General features: G+C 67.4%; 16 protein-coding genes. 8 read left to right on the top strand and 8 right to left on the bottom strand.

All coding sequences use genetic code 11. The features are described 5' to 3' along the window. Positions 1–171: 171 nt before the first annotated feature. The gene (locus C9I47_RS08580) at positions 172–1,929 is read right to left on the bottom strand and encodes an AIPR family protein (RefSeq protein WP_190238639.1); all 1,758 of its coding nucleotides are present in this window, start codon (positions 1,927–1,929) and stop codon (positions 172–174) included. Between C9I47_RS08580 and C9I47_RS08575 the strand changes: the two genes are divergently transcribed. Next, positions 1,905–2,492: a M91 family zinc metallopeptidase gene (locus C9I47_RS08575; RefSeq protein ID WP_190238638.1), complete on the top strand. Its 588-nt coding sequence runs from the start codon at positions 1,905–1,907 to the stop codon at positions 2,490–2,492. The genes C9I47_RS08580 and C9I47_RS08575 overlap by 25 nt on opposite strands. 86 nt (positions 2,493–2,578) lie before the next feature. Beyond that, positions 2,579–3,139: a hypothetical protein gene (locus tag C9I47_RS08570; RefSeq protein ID WP_145985459.1), complete on the top strand. Its 561-nt coding sequence runs from the start codon at positions 2,579–2,581 to the stop codon at positions 3,137–3,139. 51 nt (positions 3,140–3,190) lie between these two features. Here C9I47_RS08570 and C9I47_RS17520 read toward each other — a convergent pair whose 3' ends face one another. Both C9I47_RS17520 and C9I47_RS08560 read right to left on the bottom strand, forming a co-directional pair. Further along, a complete protein-coding gene (locus tag C9I47_RS17520) occupies positions 3,191–3,823 on the bottom strand; it encodes a hypothetical protein (protein ID WP_145985458.1) in 633 nt (210 codons plus the stop codon). Positions 3,824–4,233: 410 nt separating this feature from the next. Next, a complete protein-coding gene (locus C9I47_RS08560; protein WP_111266369.1) occupies positions 4,234–4,845 on the bottom strand; it encodes a LysE family transporter in 612 nt (203 codons plus the stop codon). A gap of 66 nt (positions 4,846–4,911) precedes the next feature. On the opposite strand from C9I47_RS08560, the gene C9I47_RS08555 reads away from it, so the two are divergent. Then, a complete protein-coding gene (locus C9I47_RS08555) occupies positions 4,912–5,835 on the top strand; it encodes a LysR family transcriptional regulator (RefSeq protein WP_111266368.1) in 924 nt (307 codons plus the stop codon). 40 nt (positions 5,836–5,875) lie between these two features. Then, positions 5,876–6,535, top strand: a complete 660-nt coding sequence (locus C9I47_RS17515; RefSeq protein WP_141483112.1) for a hypothetical protein — start codon at positions 5,876–5,878, stop codon at positions 6,533–6,535. Positions 6,536–6,571: 36 nt separating this feature from the next. Here C9I47_RS17515 and crcB read toward each other — a convergent pair whose 3' ends face one another. The 5 genes from crcB to C9I47_RS08520 all read right to left on the bottom strand — a co-directional run bounded on the left by crcB (position 6,572) and on the right by C9I47_RS08520 (position 12,879). Beyond that, a complete protein-coding gene (gene crcB, locus C9I47_RS08540) occupies positions 6,572–6,970 on the bottom strand; it encodes a fluoride efflux transporter CrcB (RefSeq protein WP_111266365.1) in 399 nt (132 codons plus the stop codon). Positions 6,971–6,981: 11 nt separating this feature from the next. Then, complete coding sequence (locus C9I47_RS08535; protein ID WP_111266364.1) at positions 6,982–8,268, bottom strand: replication-associated recombination protein A; 1,287 nt, start codon at positions 8,266–8,268, stop codon at positions 6,982–6,984. 371 nt (positions 8,269–8,639) lie between these two features. After that, a complete protein-coding gene (lolA, locus tag C9I47_RS08530; protein ID WP_407067511.1) occupies positions 8,640–9,281 on the bottom strand; it encodes an outer membrane lipoprotein chaperone LolA in 642 nt (213 codons plus the stop codon). Positions 9,282–9,409: 128 nt separating this feature from the next. Beyond that, positions 9,410–10,456 (bottom strand): hypothetical protein, encoded by a 1,047-nt coding sequence (locus C9I47_RS08525; protein WP_145985457.1) that lies wholly within the window; start codon positions 10,454–10,456, stop codon positions 9,410–9,412. A 59-nt stretch (positions 10,457–10,515) separates the two neighbouring features. Then, entirely contained in the window at positions 10,516–12,879 is a 2,364-nt protein-coding gene (locus tag C9I47_RS08520; protein WP_223250334.1) for a DNA translocase FtsK, read from the bottom strand. A 432-nt stretch (positions 12,880–13,311) separates the two neighbouring features. On the opposite strand from C9I47_RS08520, the gene trxB reads away from it, so the two are divergent. The 4 genes from trxB to C9I47_RS08500 all read left to right on the top strand — a co-directional run bounded on the left by trxB (position 13,312) and on the right by C9I47_RS08500 (position 17,692). Further along, positions 13,312–14,259, top strand: coding sequence for a thioredoxin-disulfide reductase (gene trxB / locus C9I47_RS08515; RefSeq protein ID WP_111266360.1), 948 nt, complete (start codon positions 13,312–13,314; stop codon positions 14,257–14,259). Between the two features lie 23 nt (positions 14,260–14,282). Beyond that, positions 14,283–15,176, top strand: a complete 894-nt coding sequence (locus tag C9I47_RS08510; protein ID WP_111266359.1) for a metallophosphoesterase — start codon at positions 14,283–14,285, stop codon at positions 15,174–15,176. A gap of 93 nt (positions 15,177–15,269) precedes the next feature. Further along, the gene (locus tag C9I47_RS08505; protein ID WP_223250333.1) at positions 15,270–16,562 is read left to right on the top strand and encodes a DUF2254 domain-containing protein; all 1,293 of its coding nucleotides are present in this window, start codon (positions 15,270–15,272) and stop codon (positions 16,560–16,562) included. Then, a complete protein-coding gene (locus C9I47_RS08500; protein WP_111266358.1) occupies positions 16,559–17,692 on the top strand; it encodes a GNAT family N-acetyltransferase in 1,134 nt (377 codons plus the stop codon). Before C9I47_RS08505 ends, C9I47_RS08500 begins: the two co-directional genes overlap by 4 nt. The last annotated feature ends 15 nt before the right edge of the window (positions 17,693–17,707 follow it).

Here is a 17,707-nt window from a genome sequence, read left to right as displayed (position 1 = left end):
TGGCCCGCACATTCGCGCAGGAGTGGACTCGACTCGAGTCCGGTTTCTGGGTTCTTCCACCGGAAGGGCGTGCGCTTGGTTTGTAGCAGATGACCTAGTGGATCGCCCGATTCCGTGAGAACAGGGGGTGAGGCTATTCCCACATTCAGAACTGACTTTTTCAGCGTTGCCTTAGACGAATCCGTGCTCAACCGCTCGGTTCCAAGCCTCCTTAAGTTTGGTCAGCCGAAGTCCACGGGGAGAGAACTCGGAGGTGATGGCCGCCCAGCCGACCAGTTCGGTTTCGCCCGGGGTCAGGATCTCGGTTTTCTTGTTCCATTCGTCCAGGCGTTTCCATGAACCCGAATGCCAGAGAAGGGTCGCATTTGTACGCCAGTCCTCACGCTGCGGAACGACTCTCGTTTCTGGAATCAAAGTTTCCATGAATGCCACGGATAGTTGGATGTTGCTGCCTTTCACCCGCTCCCAGCAAGCCTCCCGCTTCACCCATTCGGTTATGAGTCGATTGCGGACCTGCTCTTCCGGGATTTCCTGAAGAAGTGGAAGCAACAACTTGGCGACTCGTATAGCCTCCTGCATAAAGGAATCTGGCGCCCGCTGCGCCTTCCAGATCGCCACGTAGTTGGGCTGAAGATCCTTTGCCTGCATCCGACTGCTCATGAGCGAAAGCGTGTAAGAGGTCAGTGGACGCAAGATGGATCCTGGATACCAATCCTGTGCAGGGATCGCGGCGTCTACGGCACGAGTGAGGATCGCCCGTCCAACTAACCGCTCGTAGTAGGGAAGATCGAAACTGGTCGGATCCACGTCCCATGCCCGGCTGATGACCTTCCCGAACGCTGCAATATTCTTCTGTGCACCCGAGCTTACTTGGTGTGGCGCGCCCTCAAAGGTCATGTCGTAGCGAGCAACATCGGTCTTTGTCAGCACCTGCTTCTTTGGATGCAGTAGTTGCCAAGTCTTGGCCGCCATACCGCTCTTGCGCTTCAGCTCGACCTTGTAGCTTCCGGTGGTTCGTTCGAAGTACCAGTAGCTTGGTGCATCTCCAGGCTTTCCAGGAGGCGCCAAGGTCTGACGAGAGATCCCCTCCAAGCGCTTGAAGTAAGGATGCCCCGCGAAAAGGTCAGAGGCCGATACCGCGTTCTGTGCATTTGCAAAGCGCGCGATGTTGTGAACAGCATCCTCGAAACCCTCCTCCGGAAGGCGTGAGAGTTTCATCTGTACCCTGACCTTGGATAGGTCGAGACCGGCCTTGCGGGCCCAGTAAAGCGACGCGGTCGTCTGACCTCCGTTGACGATCTGCAATCCTGTCGCCTTTATGATCTGGGTATGGCCCATCTCGTGGATATCGCTGATGAGGTTGGACACAGTCACCGTCAGGCCGTTATTGAACGCAAAAAACAGCTCTGGCTCGGTGCGCAGCGTATTCCGGATGCCTTTGTTGACCTTGCGGTTGTCGCCAAGAAACGCACGGACATTCTGTTCCAAGATGCGCCCGCCGAACCGATCATAGAGATCGGCAAGAATATTTCCGGGCATGACACACATGTAGGAGTCATAGTGCGAAGCGCTGTCCAGCCCCGCGGGAAGTGCCGGAATTCCTTCCTCATATTCCCTGAGGAAGTCGATGACGATCTCTTCGCGGCCGCCCACAGATGCTTCGACCCGCGCGAGACGGGAAATGTCCCATATTTGGACCTGCACCACCTTGGTTCCAAGTGACAGTTCTGGAACCTTGCCAATTGTCGGTGCCAGCGGCCTATCAGAGATCAGGTAGATACATGCCTTTGTCATCTCGTCCGAAGATGCGATCGAGAAGGTCTCGCGGGACAAAGCGTGGGCTGGATGACTTTCATCCCATTGGTCGGCGATTGAATCGTGGACGCTGCCCTCGAGGAACCGGAATGCCCCCTGCACCAGACGCCGCACACACGCTTTTTCACGAGCTATCGCATTCCTACAATGTAGTCACCGGCACCATGCAGCGGGGCGCCTCCGCCCAGCCCGGTCAGGATAACGGTATCCAACGCGCGGAGCTGCAGGCCACCGGGCTTCCAAACGATGGTGTGAGCCACAACTTCCCGGGTGGCAGTGGCCCCAGCACGGTCAACCCGTTCAACGAAAACGCGCTTCGTCAGGAAATGGGCCTGCCGCTACGGCCCAATTACAATTTCCCGTCAACATGGAACGGCGGCATGGGCTCGCCGACCGCAATGGCGCCGACCGGAACCGGTGGCACTTCGCTCGCAACCACCGGAGATCCGCTGCTGGACCGCATGCTCGCGGCGTCGGAAAATGGTGATCTTCAAGGACTGGCGCGAGCTTCCAGCAGCTTGTACGAGCGAGACAGCGGCACGTTCAAGGAACAGGGTGTGGCCGAACTCATGCGCCAACAGAGTGAGCAATCGCCGAATCAACCCGGGCAGATCGGCTCACCGCAGATCGAGCAGCCTGAAGATCCAGTGGCCAGTACCGGAGGCATGTGTCGATAATGCATCGGCTGAGCGCTATTTTCTTCTCGGTCGTGGCGCTCAGCGCCTGCACCGGGGCCAAGTCTTCCCTGCCCTCGGAGTCCCTCATGTCCTCGCCCTCCGTCACCGTCGATTCACTCCCCGAAGCCCGGGTCCAAGGCCCCTTCGATACGCATTTACTGGTCGCCTTTGACGTACGTCCGGGCCGTTTGGTGGCGGATGTGCGCTATGCGCTGCGCAATGACGGGCAAGTCCCGCTGATTGTGTTCGATCGAGGCACCGTGCACGGTGCGGACATCGGACAACAGACCTTGGGCGGGGTCGGGGTACCGATGCAGGAGTCAACCGGCGAAGACGTGACTTTGGTGCACGCTGCCATGCCCTTGCCGGACCCGTCGCCGACCTCGCCGCCGACGCCTCTGGGGGTCGAGTTGGCGCCAGGTGCGAGCCTGGCTGCCCAGTTCCAGGTGATGCTGCAGGGGCCGTCGTTACCGAAACGCCTGCGGTGGTGCGTTGGCGTCATGCCGTTCGATGAGAAATTGCTGAGTTCGCCGCTGCAGACAAAGGATGGGCTGGTGTGGACGGCGTCTTTCGAATCAGCAGAGCGCCAGGAGCGCTTGTGCACACCGTGGTACGACACCGTGAACACACGTTTCGAGGGGTCCTGATTCCGCGGTCACATCCCCGTCGGCCGGAGTGCCGACCGCGATTGGAACAAGTTATTGCGATCCGGATGTCTGCTCCTGTGTCGAAGGCGCAATATCCAATAGAACGTATTCGCCGCCCTTACCCCAACGAGGGGTTTCCTGATCGAGCTTCAGGCAAGGGTGGCCGCCGCAGGATGTGACATGCGCGCGCTTCATGGCCTCGGCAATGGTCGCCTCGACTTCGGCGGCACGCGTGCGTTCCCGCGCATCCCGATAAGCCTGGGCCTGGTAGTAGAGAAGGCCAAACCCTCCCAGAACCAGCAACCCCACTGAGAGCCAGCCCAGCGCATTGGCCTTGCGCAGCAGTGTCCTTAGTCCGGAAGCGAATTGCGCTTGATCGCCCCGCGCAGCTTCCCCCGCCTGCTGCAGATGGCGCACGAGATCGCGCGTGGCCGCATCGAACTGCTGCGCACCCGGTGCAAGGCAGCGCTCGACGGCTTGATTGAGAACGCGCTCCAACCGATCGCCCGCTTCACCGACACTCGCCTGCAGTTGAGTATTCGCATTGATAGCCGTTTGCTGGAGGTCGGCGGCGGATTTTTCCTGCCGCTCAATCGCATTGCTGGCATTGCGTCCCAAAGCCTCGGCCAACATCGCAAAACGCTTGGTTGATTCCACCATTGCGTTGTACTGATTCTGATCCATGAGCGGTCCTTGCCATAGCTGTTGAGCCCTCGAGTCAGTGTACTTTATCCACTTACAGCCTCTGCCCTGCTGAATCCAAACCCGAATTTTCAGCCCCCGCGATCGCTGGGTGATCGCCGCTCGACAAGCGCTCAAGATAGGTGGCTGCGACAGAGCTTATTGACCAATCGACAGCCAGTAAACAGGCGAACTGGGTATACACAGTTCGTGGAGTGCACAAATAGGACTCGACAGATCGCTCGGATACCAAAGGTGACCGGCGCCGGACGTCGCGACGTGGTGGGCTCCTCCTCTTCACCTCAATCTGCCAGTTGAGAGTCGGCCGCCCACATCGGCAGCGCCCCCGTCATGGCCGCGCAACTGCACTCATCGACACCCGACACATGGTCATGTGTCTTGCCCGCCCCGCCCTAGCGTTGCCCCTGCGCCAGCAACAGGCCGAATCCGACCAGCAGCCCTCCGAACAGGCGGTCGATCCAGTGGCCGATCGCCAGCAGCTGCCCGCGTACCGTACGGGCGGAGAAGCACAGCGCGACCAGGCCGAACCAGGCGATGTGCGCCAGGGAAATGAAGGCGCCGTAGCCGAGCTGGATCGCGAGCGGCGTTTGCGGCTGCACGACCTGCATGAACAGGCTGACGATGAAGACCGTGGTCTTGGGGTTGAGCACGTTGGTCAGGAAGCCGCTGCGCAGCGCCGCCATATCCGACAAAGCCACCGCGGGCGCGACGCCCTGGGCCTGCCGCGGCCGCGCGAGCAGCATCCTGATGCCCAGATAGATCAGGTAGGCGGCGCCGAGCAGCTTGATCGTGTCGAACATCCAGCGCGACTGCCGGATCAACAGCCCCACGCCCAGCATCGTGTAGCCGACATGGACCAGCACCCCCAGGCCGATGCCCAGTGCGGTCAGCACGCCGGCGCGGCGTGACAGCATCAGGCTGTTGCGCGAGACCATCGCGAAATCGGGCCCCGGACTGATCACGGCGACCAGGGTTATCGTGATTACAGCTATCAGTTCGGTCATGCCCGGCGCTTCCGGATGTCTGCGATACTCGCTCAATCTATTGACATAGGTGCCCGGACAATAGCGATGTTTACTGACGACATCGGTGATGATTACTCACATAAAGCGGACCGGCGCCTGCCCTCTCTCCAGGCCCTGCGCTGTTTCGAGGCCGCGGCGCGACTGGAGAACTTCAGCCAGGCCGCCGAAGCCCTGCACCTGACCCACGGCGCGATCAGCCGTGCCGTGCGGCTGCTGGAGGACGATCTGGGGGTGGCCCTGTTCCAGCGCCGCAACCGGCGGGTGTTCCTGACCGATGCCGGGCGCCGGCTGGCGGGCGCCGCCTCCGAGGGACTGGCGGTGATTCGCCAGGCCACCGCCGAGTTGCGCGCCGGCGCCCGTCGATCGACACGGCGGGTGCTGTCGTGCGAACCGACCCTGTTGATGCGCTGGCTGATTCCGCGCTGGCCCGATTTCACCGCCCGACACCCGCAACTGGATTTCCATCTGGTCGCCGGCGGCGGCCCGTTCTCCTTCGACGACGGCGTCGACCTGGCGATCCGGCGCGCCGACTTCCCGTGGCCGCCCCACTACCACGCCGAGCACCTGTTCGAGGAGCGTACCGGCCCGGTCTGCCGCCCGGATCGGGCCGGGGACTGGCTCGCCGGCGCCCACGCCTCCCCCGCCCTGCAGGCGCATGCCCCGCGGCTGCATACGCGCACGCGGCCATCGGCCTGGGACGCGTGGGCGGCGGCAACCGGATGCGCGCTGCCGCCGGCACCGGAACAGCAGTTCGAGCACTTCTACTTCAGCCTGCAGGCGGCGGTCGCCGGGCTCGGGGTCGCGATCGGTCCGTGGCACCTGGTGCGCGACGATCTCGACAGCGGCCTGCTGACCGCGCCGCTGGGCTTCGTCGAGGACGGTACGCGCTACTGCCTGCTGTCACCGGCGCCGCCGTCGGACGGCAGCCCCGAGGCGAAGCTGCTGGCATGGCTGAGGGAGATCGCCTGAGCATGGAGCGGATACGCCGCTCGGCGCCGGCGCGCGACTAGTGCCCGATCAGCTCCCACGCGACCGGCCCGGGCAGCGCGCCCAGTGCGGCGAGTATCACCAGGACAACGATCAGCGCCGCCACCGAGAACGGGCCGAGCCCTTCGGACTTCAGTGGAACCCTTGGCTGACGATCGTCGTGCAAGAGGTTTTCCTCCAGCGCGCCGCGTTTGCGGTCCGATACCGGATCCGGGCCTTGATCGCGGTCACAGAGGAACAAGGCCGGGCGCCCCAGGCGCTGCGGGGGCGCTCGGCTTCAGATTACCATTGCCGGGAGTTCGCCGCCTGCGAGTACACGATGGATCAGACAAGCATGCCGACGCGAGGTCTTCGCGCCAGCGCCTGGATCACGACGATCGCGGTGGTCCTGCCGCTGATCGGAGGCTGCGCCGATCGCGACGCGGCACGTGCCCCACAGACGACGACGCCGGCACCGGCAACCGCGCCGGCGACCGACGACCGGCCCCTGTCCAAGGATCAGCGCGAGGCCGCGCTGAACGAGATCCGGCGCAAGCGGATCGAAGCCGCGGAACGCGAACGCGTCATGCGCGAACAGGCGCAGCGCGAACGCCAGGCGCTGCAGCAGTCCGGCGGCAAGTGCATCGACGGACGCGCTTACCGCAAGGAGGGCAACGAGTGGCAGGAGGTCGGGCCGTGCTGAACGCCGCCGCCCGACCGTTCCCGCTCATCCCCGCGCTCATCCCCTGACCATCATCGCGACCCGGGCGCCGCTCCAGACCAGGAACAGGCCGCAGGCCAGGGTCAGGCCGAGGTACAGGAACATCAGCGGCGTGCGCTCGGAGCGCGCGTACAGCAGGCAGTCGAGCATCAGCGCCGAATAGGTGGTCAGCGCGCCCAGCACGCCGACGATCAGGAACGCCTTCCAGTACAGACCGGCCGGGCCGCGCCCTTCCAGCCAGATGGCGAGGAAACCGGCGGCGAACGAGCCGATCAGATTGGCGGCGAAGGTGCCCCACGGGAATCCGTTGCCCATGTGCCGCAGCAGCACGCCGCCCAGCCAGTAGCGCCCGGCCGCGCCCAGCGCACCGCCGCACATCACCACCAGCAGTTGTTGCCACCAAAGCGGAATCGACATCGCGCCCCCGGTCAGTCCCCACGCTCGCCGGCTTCGCGCCGGGCCCGTTCGCGCTTCTCGCGCAGGCGTCCGAGCTTCTCGCCCAGCTTGATCTCCATGCCGCGCTCGACCGGTCGGTAGTAGACCCGCTCGCCCATCGCATCGGGAAAGCCGGTCTGGTCCAGCGCAATGCCGCCCTCGGCATCGTGATCGTACTGGTAGCCCTTCGAGTAGCCCAGCGACTTCATCAGTTTGGTCGGCGCGTTGCGCAGGTGCATCGGCACGTCCTGGGTGCCGAACTCGCGCACGTCGGCGCGCGCCGCCTTGAACGCCGCATAGGCGGCATTGGACTTGGCGGTGCTGGCCAGATAGATCGCGACCTGCGCCAATGCCAGATCGCCCTCGGGGCTGCCCAGGCGCTCGTAGGTATCCCAGGCGTCGGTGGCCATCTGCAAGGCGCGCGGATCGGCCAGGCCGATGTCCTCGACCGCCATCCGGGTCAGCCGGCGTGCGAGGTAGACCGGGTCGCAACCGCCGTCGAGCATCCGCGCCAGCCAGTACAGCGCGGCGTCGGGATTGGAGCTGCGCACCGACTTGTGCAGCGCCGAGATCTGGTCGTAGAACTGCTCGCCGCCCTTGTCGAAGCGGCGGGTGCGGTCGGCCAGCACCTGCATCAGGGTCGCCTCGGTGATCCGGCCGCCCTCCTCGGCCGCCAGCTCGGCGGCGATCTCCAGCAGGGTCAGGGCGCGGCGCACATCGCCGTCGGCGGCGCGGGCGATCTCGTTCAGGCAGGCATCGTCGACCTCGACCGCCTGCGCGCCCAGGCCGCGCGCCTCGTCGTCCAGGGCGTGCCGCAGGGCGACGGCGATGTCCTCGGCCGACACCGCTTCCAGCACGTGCACGCGGCAGCGCGACAGCAACGCGGAATTCAGCTCGAACGAGGGGTTCTCGGTGGTCGCGCCGACGAACAGGATCGTGCCGCGCTCGATATGCGGCAGGAACGCGTCCTGCTGGACCTTGTTGAAGCGGTGGACCTCGTCGACGAACAGCACCGTGCGGCGGCCGTTGACGAAACGGTGCTCGGCCTCGGCCAGCACCTTGCGCACCTCAGGCAGCCCCGACAGCACCGCCGAGATCGCGCGGAACTCGGCATCGGCGTACTTGGCCAGCAGCAGGGCGAGCGTGGTCTTGCCGCAGCCCGGCGGCCCCCACAGCACCATCGAATGGACGTGACCGCCCTCGATGGCGCGGCGCAGCGCCGTGCCTTCGGCCAGCAGGCGACGCTGGCCGACCATCTCGTCGATGCTGGCCGGACGCATGCGCTCGGCCAGCGGGCGAAGCGACGCGTTTGCGGACGGCTCTATCGTCGCCTCGCCTGTCGCTGGCGACAAAGACGACTCGGCACCGGGACCCAGCAGGTCCGGCGTTTCAGGCGGCGATTGCGAAGCACGGCGTGACAAGATTCGGGGCGCGGATGACGGTGGGGACGCCCACGATACCAATCGGGCGTCCGCCAGGGCGAGACCGGCTCGGTGGGAAATCGGGACGAGGCGGCACCACTGCGTGCCGGTAACGCCGGCCGCGGCTCTTCCGCAGGAGCGTGCAGACTGCGGCAAGCCTTCCCACGAACGCCAGATCGCGGCTCACGCCGCTCCTACGGGCGGGCATCGTTGGTCCGAGCGCTCGGCCCTCAACCCTCGCCGATCACGTCCACGCCTTGCGGCGGCGTGTAGTCGAAGGTGCCCTTGGCGAAGCCCGGATTGCGGGTCCAGGGGCTGAACTCGATCTCGGTGCGCTGGCCGAGCGTGTCGACGATGTTCATCCGCGCCAGCGCGCCGCCGCGGAAGCCCAGCCGTGCCGAACTGAAGCTGGCCTCGCTGCCATCCTTCGGCGCCAGCGTCAGCCAGCTCAGTCCGTCGGACTGGCCGGCCTCGGTGACCACGAACTGGGCGTCGAGCCGGGCCGGGTCGACCAGCGCGCCCAGCGGATTGTTCTGCTCCTCGACACCCTGCGGCCGGCGGCTGACCTGCTCCAGGTCCGGATCGTAGATCCACACCGTCTTGCCGTCGGCGACGATCAGCTGCGGGTACGGGGTCAGGTACTCCCAGCGGAACTGGCGCGGCGCCGACACCGCGACCTTGCCGGTCGAGGTTTCCTTGAGTCGGCCGTTGGCGTCGAACACCTTCTGGGTGAATTCGCCGTCCAGGCCCTTCAGGCCCTGGGTGAAACGCGCCATGTCCTCGCGGGCACCGGCATGGACGCCGGAAACGAACAGCAGCGTGGCCAGGGCGACGATCAGGGTGGTCAGTTGGGTCAGACGCATCGCGGGCATCCTTCGGAAAGTCGTTGCGGCGAGTGTGCCGAGTTCAGGATGAATGCAGACGCTCCGTCGATCCAGGGCCGCGCGAGCGATCGGACCGGCGGCCCGGGCACGCCCCGCACCGCGCGCGTCGCCCCATCTCAGCGGGACCGCTCGGGCGGCAACAGCACCTTGCCGTCCGGGTCGAGCAGCCCGTTGGCGGCAATCTCGTCCATCCGCGCCAGGTCGCGCGCGGAGCAGGCGATCGCCGACAGCTTCGCGGCCACCTCCGGATCGTCGCGCAGCGGCGCCAGCACATAGGGGAAGAAGCGGTCGCTGCGGATGCACTGCGAGTGCCGTTCCCGGGCCAGACGCTCGTCCAGCAATGCCAGCACCGCCCCGGCCTGGCCCTGCCTTGCCAGCAGGTACAGCTTGAGATCGATATGCCGGCTCAGCCCGAGCCGCATGCCCTCCTCCATCGCACGCGCCCGCGCCAGGTACGGATCCACGATCGCCAGCGCGGCATCGGTCTCGCCCTCGGCGATCGCGTCCAGGGCCATCAGGCTGTTGACCTTCGACACGAACCAGGCGTTCTTGTAGCCGTACGGGGTGTCCAGCAGCGCCAACGCCTTTGCATGCACGGCCCGGGCCTCCTGCCTTCGCGACAGCGCCAGCAGGTACTCGCAGTGCCTCTGATAGGCCGCTGCCAGCCGGAATTCCATCGCGCCCCTGTCATCGGTGGCGCGCTCCGCCAGTGCGATCAACCGCGCGTTGGCCCGCAATGCCCGCGGGTAGTCGCCGAAGGCCTCGTGCAGCAGCGCCTCTTCCGCGAGCGTCTTGATCAGCAGGAACTTCTGCAGCGGCCAGCGCGGCTCGCCGACCGCCTCGAAGAGCGCCTCGAACCGCTCCAGCGCTTCGGACTTCAGCGCCGACGCATCGGCGCGTTCCTTGCGCCGCGCGTTGATGGCCTCGTAGGCCGCGAACTCGGCCAGGGTGTAGCGCTGGGCGGCCTGCAGCACCGGCCAACAGGTCTGGGCCACCTCGTCCAGCCACGCGCTGGAAGCCTCGCCGCAGCTCGACAGGTCGGCGCGTCGCTCCGGTGGGATCGACAGGTCGAGGATCGGCGGGCGCTGCTGCTCGATCAGGGGCGGCTCGCGACCGGGCGCGGCCGGGCTGACGGGATCGGCGGCCTGGGCGGCAGCGGCCATCAGCCATGCCACCCATGCGAACCGCCAGCGGCGGTTTCGAGCCCGGATCCGGACCGGCATCAGTCGCGCGGCGGTGGCGGTGCCAGCACGGTGCGGTCGCCGTTGTGCTCGGGTGCGCTGACCACGCCGGCGGCCTCCATCGCCTCGACCAGGCGGGCGGCCCGGTTGTAGCCGATCTTCAACCGCCGCTGCACGCCGGAAATCGATGCGCGCCGGGTCTCGGTGACGATCTGCACGGCCTGGTCGTAGAGCGGATCGGACTCGTCGCCGCCTCCGCCGCTCTCGGGCAGGCCGGTGGCGCCGACGACCGAACCGTCGCCCAGGGTCTGCACCTCGTCGAGCACGCCCGCGATGTAGTCCGGACCGCCGCCGGCCTCCTTCAGGTGCTCGACCACGCGGTGCACCTCCTCGTCGGAGACGAAGGCGCCGTGCACGCGCTCGGGCATCGCGGTGCCCGGCGGCAGGTACAGCATGTCGCCGTTGCCGAGCAGGGTCTCGGCGCCGGACTGGTCGAGGATCGTGCGCGAGTCGATCTTGCTCGACACCTGGAACGCGATCCGGGTCGGCACGTTGGCCTTGATCAGGCCGGTGATCACGTCGACCGACGGCCGCTGGGTCGCCAGGATCAGGTGGATGCCGGCGGCGCGGGCCTTCTGCGCCAGGCGCGCGATCAGCTCCTCGACCTTCTTGCCGACGATCATCATCATGTCGGCGAACTCGTCGATGAACACGACGATGTACGGCAGCGGCTCCAGCGTCGGCGGCGCCTCCTCGATTTCGGGATTGGGCTTGAACAGCGGGTCGACCATCGGCTGCCCGGCGTCCTGGGCGTCGCGGACCTTCTTGTTGAAGCCGGCCAGGTTGCGCACGCCGACCGCGCTCATCAGCTTGTAGCGGCGCTCCATTTCCGCCACGCACCAGCGCAGGCCGTTGGCGGCCTCCTTCATGTCGGTGACCACCGGCGCCAGCAGATGCGGAATGCCCTCGTAGACGCTCAACTCGAGCATCTTCGGGTCGATCATCAGCATCTTCAGGTCTTTCGAGGACGCCTTGTAGAGCAGGCTCAGCACCATCGCGTTGACCGCGACCGACTTGCCCGAACCGGTGGTGCCGGCGACCAGCAGATGCGGCATCCGCGCCAGATCGGCGACGGTCGGACGACCGGCGATGTCCTTGCCCAGCGCCAGGGTCAGCGGGCTGGCGGCCTTGTCGTATTCCTTCGAGCGCAGCAGCTCGGACAGGAAGATCATTTCCCGCGAGGTGTTCGGAATCTCCAGGCCGATCACCGACTTGCCCGGGATCACGTCGACCACGCGCACCGATTTCACCGACAGGCCGCGGGCGATGTCCTTGTCCAGCGAACTGATCTGGCTGACCTTCACGCCCGGCGCCGGCTCGATCTCGAAGCGGGTGATCACCGGGCCCGGATAGGCGCCGACCACCTGGGTCTCGATGCGGAAATCCTTGAGCTTGAACTCGATCTGCCGCGACAGCGTCTCCAGGGTCTGCTCGTCGTAGCCCTTGGGCTGCGGCTTGGGATCGTCCAGCAGCGCCAGCGGCGGGATGCCGGAGCCGTCGCCGGCGTGGAACAGCGGAATCTGGGTCTCGCGCTTGGCGCGTTCGCTCTTCTCCACCACCGGTGCCGGCGGCGGCTCGATCCTGACCGGCGCGCGCTTGGCGCGCAGTTCGCTGTCGACCTTGCGGACCTCCTCGCGCTCCTCGCGCATCGCCCGGGTCTGCTGCCACTGGCTGGCCTGCTTGCTGCCGTCGCGGAACAGCCGGGAGGCCAACGGCCCCAGCGCCATCACCCACTGGCCGATCCGGTCCATCACCGCCAGCCACGAGATGCCGGTGGCGAGGGTGACCGAGACCAGCATCAGGGCGAGCAGGAACAGGTTGCCGCCGACCGGACCGAAACCGCTGTAGAGCGACTTGCCGACCAGCTGCCCGAGGATGCCGCCGCTGCCGGCGGAGAAGTTCTCGGCCACGCCCAGGCGCAGATGCAGGAAGCCGGTCGAGGACACCAGGAAGCCGACGATGCCGACCAGGCGCAGGGCCGGACCGAGGTCGGCCTGGCCGTCGCCGTCGCTGTCCATCCCGAACAGGGCGATCCAGGCCAGCAGGCCCAGCACCAGCGGCAGCAGGAAGGCGACATAGCCGGTCAGGTACAGCAGCACGTCGGCGATCCAGGCGCCGACCTGGCCGCCGGCATTGTGCAGCGGCGCGGTGACGCTGCCCGACTGCGACCAGCTCGGGTCGTCGGGCGAATAGGTGAACAGACTGACCAGCAGGTACAGCAGGAACGGCGCGATCAGGATCAGGGCGATGTCGCGCATCAGCCGCTGCCGGCGCGGCGACGGCGGCGCGCGCTTGGGATCGGCGGATTGGGACTTCTTTCTGCTTGTGCTTGCCGCGGACGCCACCGTGATGTTCTGCCTCAGCTAGGTTCCGTTAGTCGTTGAAGATACAGCAAAATCACTGCCTCGGGTGGGTGCGGCGCGGATGCCGGGGCGATCCCGCGAGCTCGCCACGCCGATATGCCCTCGCGCGAACCCCGGCCGCACCCGGACACATCCGCGGTCCGTGCGGGCCCTCGCCTCGCCCCCTCGCCGGGCCACGCACCCATCGTGCCGTTCCGTCGCCGGCGGCGCGCCCGTCGCGTGGAACCCAGCGTCGCGTCGGCCGCCTTGTTTTGCCGACACGCCGCCTCCAAGCTATTGAACCTCGATCGGCGCTGCGCGTATCCCCGGTGCCGCGTCGTCCGAAGACACGATTCGACACCCACGGTTGGACACCGGTTCGACACCCGACTCCACGCGCGCGGACGCGCGCCACAACAGGCTGCGATTATACCCATGACCCCTCCCAAGCACGCCCGCCTCGTCATCCTCGGCTCCGGTCCCGCCGGCTGGACCTCCGCCGTCTACGCGGCCCGCGCCAACCTCAAGCCGGTGATGATCACCGGCCTGCAGATGGGCGGCCAGCTGATGACCACCACCGAGGTCGACAACTGGCCGGGCGACGCCCACGGACTGATGGGCCCGGACCTGATGGCGCGGATGCAGGCGCATGCCGAGCGCTTCGACACCGAGGTGGTGTTCGACCACATCCACACCGCCGACCTGTCCGAGCGGCCGTTCAAGCTGGTCGGCGACAACGGCGAGTACACCTGCGACGCGTTGATCATCTCCACCGGCGCGACCGCCAAGTACCTGGGGCTGGAGTCCGAGGAGGCGTTCAAGGGCCGCGGCGTGTCCGCCTGCGCGACCTGCGACGGCTTCTTCTACAAGGACCAGGACGTGGCGGTGATCGGCGGCGGCAACACCGCGGTCGAGGAGGCGCTGTACCTGTCCAACATCGCCCGCAAGGTCTACCTGGTCCACCGCCGCGATACCCTGCGCGCGGAGAAGATCATGCAGGACAAGCTGTTCGCCAAGATCGAGGCCGGCAAGATCGAGCCGGTCTGGCACCACGTGGTCGACGAGGTGCTGGGCAACGACGCCGGGGTCACCGGGCTGCGGGTGAAGTCGGTGCAGGACGACTCGACCCGCGAGCTGGACATCCACGGCCTGTTCGTGGCGATCGGCCACACCCCCAACACCGGCCTGTTCGAGGGCCAGCTGGCGATGAACAACGGCTACATCACCATCAAGACCGGCCTCGCCGGCGAGGCGACCGCGACCAGCGTGCCGGGTGTGTTCGCCGCCGGCGATGTCGCCGACCAGGTCTACCGCCAGGCGATCACCTCGGCCGGCTTCGGCTGCATGGCGGCGCTGGACGCGGAACGCTTCCTGGAGAAGTGATCCGGTCAGGCTGAGCCCGCGGCATGGACAAGCTGCAGATCAAACAGGCGCTGTTCCTCGGCAGCTACCTGGCGCTTCCGGTCCTGGCCTGGCTGCTGTGGCGCCTGCGCCGCCGACAGTGGCGGCTGCTCGCGGGCGCCGCCAGCGCCGCGCTGCTGGTGTTCGTGTGGGCGCGTTTCGTCGAGCCGCAGTTGCTGGTGGTGCGCGAAACCACCCTGGCCGGGACTGGAGCGCGGACCTCGCTGGCCCTGGTCAGCGACATCCACCTGGGCGTCTACAAACGGCGCGATTACCTGGAAAGCGTGGTCGGGCGGCTCAATGCCCTGCCGGTGGACGCGGTGCTGATCGCCGGCGACCTGACCTACGAGCCCGATGGCGCCTCGCTGCGGGAGATGTTCGCGCCGCTGGCGGCGGTGCGGGTACCGGTCTACGCGGTGCTCGGCAATCACGACCAGCAGGCGCCGGGACAGGACATCGACGCCGAATTGCGCGCGGCGCTGGCCGCGCACGGCGTCGAGGTGATCGAGGGCCGGATCCTGCCCGGCCCCGGCGGCACGCGCCTGGCCGGCCTGGGCGACCGCTGGGCCGGCAAGGACGACCCCGACTTCCTGAAGGCGGCACCGGCCACGGACCGTCCAACCCTGGTGCTCGCGCACAACCCCGACAGCGCGGTCGAACTGGCGCCTGGCGACGCCGCCCTGGTCCTGGCCGGACACACCCACGGCGGCCAGATCCGGATCCCGTGGCTGTACCCGCGGGTGATTCCCAGCGCCTACGGCTTCGACCGCGGCGAGCGCCTGTTCGAGACGCCGCAGGGCACGGTGCGGACCTTCGTCACCGCCGGCGTCGGCGAGGTCGGCCTGCCGATGCGTCTGTTCAACCCGCCGGTCATCGACGTGCTGCACCTGCGGCCCTGATTCTGGCGGCCCGGTGGCGGCGAGGAACCGGACTGAAGACCGCCCTCACCCGCCGCCGGTCATACTGATGCGGATGCTCCGAAGGGGGATTGCGTGGCGATCACCGAGAAGTGGCGGTTCCTGTTCTCCAGGCTGAAGCGGCGGATGTGGTTCCGCGCGTCGCTGTACGGCGCGCTGGGCATCGTCACCGCGCTGCTGGGCGCGGTCGCCCAGCCGTTGATTCCGCACGGCCTGGCCGGCTCGATCGGCGCCGGTTCCGTCGGCAACATCCTCGGCATTCTCGCCACCTCGATGCTGGCGGTGACCACGTTCTCGCTGGCGACGATGGTGTCGGCCTACGGTACCGCGTCGACCACGGCCACCCCGCGCGCGGCACGGCTGCTGATCGAGGACACCACCGCGCAGGCCTCGCTGGCCACCTTCATTGGCGCCTTCCTGTATTCGATCGTCGGCCTGATCGCGCTCAGCGCCGGCATCTACGGCGACAGCGGCCGGGTCCTGCTGCTGGCGGCGACGATCGCGGTGATCGTCCTGATCACGGTCACCCTGCTGCGCTGGATCGAGCAGTTGTCGCGCTTCGGGCGCATGGGCGAGACCATCAACCTGGTCGAGGACGCGACCCGGCGCGCGATGCAGCACCGTGCGCGCAATCCCTGGCTGGGCGGAGCCCCATACCGGCCGCCGCCGGAGGACGGCACTGCTGTCGAGTCCGGACAGGTCGGCTACGTCGAGTACATCGACATCGAGCAGTTGGACCGGGTCGGGCGCGATGGCGGCTTCGACATCCATCTGCAGGCCCTGCCCGGCACCTTCGCGGTTCCCGGTCGGGCGCTGGCGGCGGTCGCGGCGAGCGCGCTCGACGACGATCAGGCCGCGCGCATCCGTGGCGCCTTCATCATCGGCGACGCCAGGACCTTCGAGCACGACCCGCGCTACGGGCTGGTGGTGCTGACCGAGGTCGCGGTTCGCGCGCTGTCCCCGGGCATCAACGACCCCGGCACCGCGATCGACGTGATCGGCACCGCGGTCCGGCTGCTGGCGGGCTGGTCGCAGGGGCGCGCCAACCGAGAGGACGAGATCGAGATCGCCTACCCGCGGGTGTTCGTGCCGGCGCTGCGCGAGGAGGACATGTTCGACGACGTGTTCCCCCCGATCGCGCGCGACGGTGCCGGCATGCGCGAGATCGGCATCCGCCTGCAGAAGGCGCTGGCGGCGCTGGACGACCTCGGCGACGCGCGCTTCCAGGCGCCGCTGCGGCGGCACGCCCGCGAGGCATTGGCGCGGGCGCAAGCGACGCTGGACTTCGTCCCGGACCTGGAAGCGGTGCGCGCCGCCGGCCGGCCGGCGCTGCTGCAGGCCCCGTCCGACGTCGTCGACGAACGATGAGCGCCGAGATCCGCTGGCTCTCCGGCCTCGATGCCGTCGGGGCCCCGGCATGGGACGCGCTGCACGATGGCCGCAACCCGTTTCTGGCCCATGCCTTCCTCGCCGGCCTGGAGCGGCACGGCTGCATCCGCGGCGACTGGGGCTGGACCCCGCACCACCTCACCCTGTGGCGCGATGGCGTCCTGGTCGCGGCGGCACCGGGCTACCTGAAGGACAACTCCCACGGCGAGTTCGTGTTCGACCACGCCTGGGCCCACGCCTACGCGCGGCAAGGCCTGGACTACTTCCCCAAGTGGCTGTGCGCGATTCCCTACTCGCCGGTGAGCGGACCGCGACTGCTGGCCACCGATGCCGGCGACCGCGCCATCCTGCTCGATGCGATCGTCGACGCCTGCGCCAACGACGGTCTGTCGTCGGCGCACGTGAACTTCCATGCCGCCGCCGAGACCGCCAGTTTCGACAGCGACTGGCTGCCACGCCTGGACGTGCAGTACCACTGGCGCAACGACGCCGGCTGGGACGACTTCGGCGCGTTCCTGGCCGCGTTCGACCACAAGCACCGCAAGAACATCCGCCAGGAACGCGCGCGGGTCGCCCGCAGCGGCATCGGTTTCCGCGTCGTGCACGGCGACGAGGCCGACGACGACGATCTGGCCGCGATGCACGGTTTCTACCTGCAGACCTTCGCCGAGTACGGCAACCACCCGGCGCTGACCCTGCCGTTCCTGCGCCACCTGGCCGCGACCCTGCCGCGGCGGCTGGTGCTGATCCTGGCCGAACACGAGGGGCGCCGGGTCGCCGGCGCGCTGTGCCTGCGTGGTGGCGACACCCTGTACGGACGCTACTGGGGCAGCCGGCTGCAGTCGCCCGGGCTGCATTTCGAGACCTGCTACTACCAGGGCATCGAATACTGCCTGCGCAAGGGACTGACCCGGTTCGAACCCGGCGCCCAGGGCGAACACAAACTCGCCCGCGGCTTCCTCCCCACCCTCACCCGCAGCCACCACTGGATCGCCGACCCGCGGTTCCGCGAGCCGCTGCGCGAGTGGTGCCGGCAGGAGGGCGAGGCGGTCCGCGGCTACGCCGGGACCCTGGCCGGGCGCACGCCGTTCCGGCGGACGGGCGCCTGACGCGCGACCGGCTTC

The sequence above is a fragment of the Marilutibacter maris genome, assembly GCF_003233695.1.
Lineage (GTDB): Bacteria > Pseudomonadota > Gammaproteobacteria > Xanthomonadales > Xanthomonadaceae > Marilutibacter > Marilutibacter maris.
The sequence above is the reverse complement of the archived record's forward strand: the minus strand, read 5'-3'. Positions and strand labels throughout refer to the sequence as shown.

What these genes read in the sequence shown, in the direction of transcription:
- C9I47_RS08575 (WP_190238638.1), top strand. Translation starts at nt 1,905, where the DNA reads ATGCCCCCTGCACCAGACGCCGCACACACGCTTTTTCACGAGCTATCG.
- C9I47_RS08500 (WP_111266358.1), top strand. Translation starts at nt 16,559, where the DNA reads ATGAGCGCCGAGATCCGCTGGCTCTCCGGCCTCGATGCCGTCGGGGCC.
- C9I47_RS08525 (WP_145985457.1), bottom strand. Translation starts at nt 10,456, where the DNA reads ATGGCCGCTGCCGCCCAGGCCGCCGATCCCGTCAGCCCGGCCGCGCCC.
- C9I47_RS08560 (WP_111266369.1), bottom strand. Translation starts at nt 4,845, where the DNA reads ATGACCGAACTGATAGCTGTAATCACGATAACCCTGGTCGCCGTGATC.
- C9I47_RS17520 (WP_145985458.1), bottom strand. Translation starts at nt 3,823, where the DNA reads ATGGATCAGAATCAGTACAACGCAATGGTGGAATCAACCAAGCGTTTT.
- C9I47_RS08510 (WP_111266359.1), top strand. Translation starts at nt 14,283, where the DNA reads ATGGACAAGCTGCAGATCAAACAGGCGCTGTTCCTCGGCAGCTACCTG.
- C9I47_RS08570 (WP_145985459.1), top strand. Translation starts at nt 2,579, where the DNA reads ATGTCCTCGCCCTCCGTCACCGTCGATTCACTCCCCGAAGCCCGGGTC.
- crcB (WP_111266365.1), bottom strand. Translation starts at nt 6,970, where the DNA reads ATGTCGATTCCGCTTTGGTGGCAACAACTGCTGGTGGTGATGTGCGGC.
- lolA (WP_407067511.1), bottom strand. Translation starts at nt 9,281, where the DNA reads ATGCCCGCGATGCGTCTGACCCAACTGACCACCCTGATCGTCGCCCTG.
- C9I47_RS08535 (WP_111266364.1), bottom strand. Translation starts at nt 8,268, where the DNA reads ATGCGTCCGGCCAGCATCGACGAGATGGTCGGCCAGCGTCGCCTGCTG.
- trxB (WP_111266360.1), top strand. Translation starts at nt 13,312, where the DNA reads ATGACCCCTCCCAAGCACGCCCGCCTCGTCATCCTCGGCTCCGGTCCC.
- C9I47_RS08555 (WP_111266368.1), top strand. Translation starts at nt 4,912, where the DNA reads ATGTTTACTGACGACATCGGTGATGATTACTCACATAAAGCGGACCGG.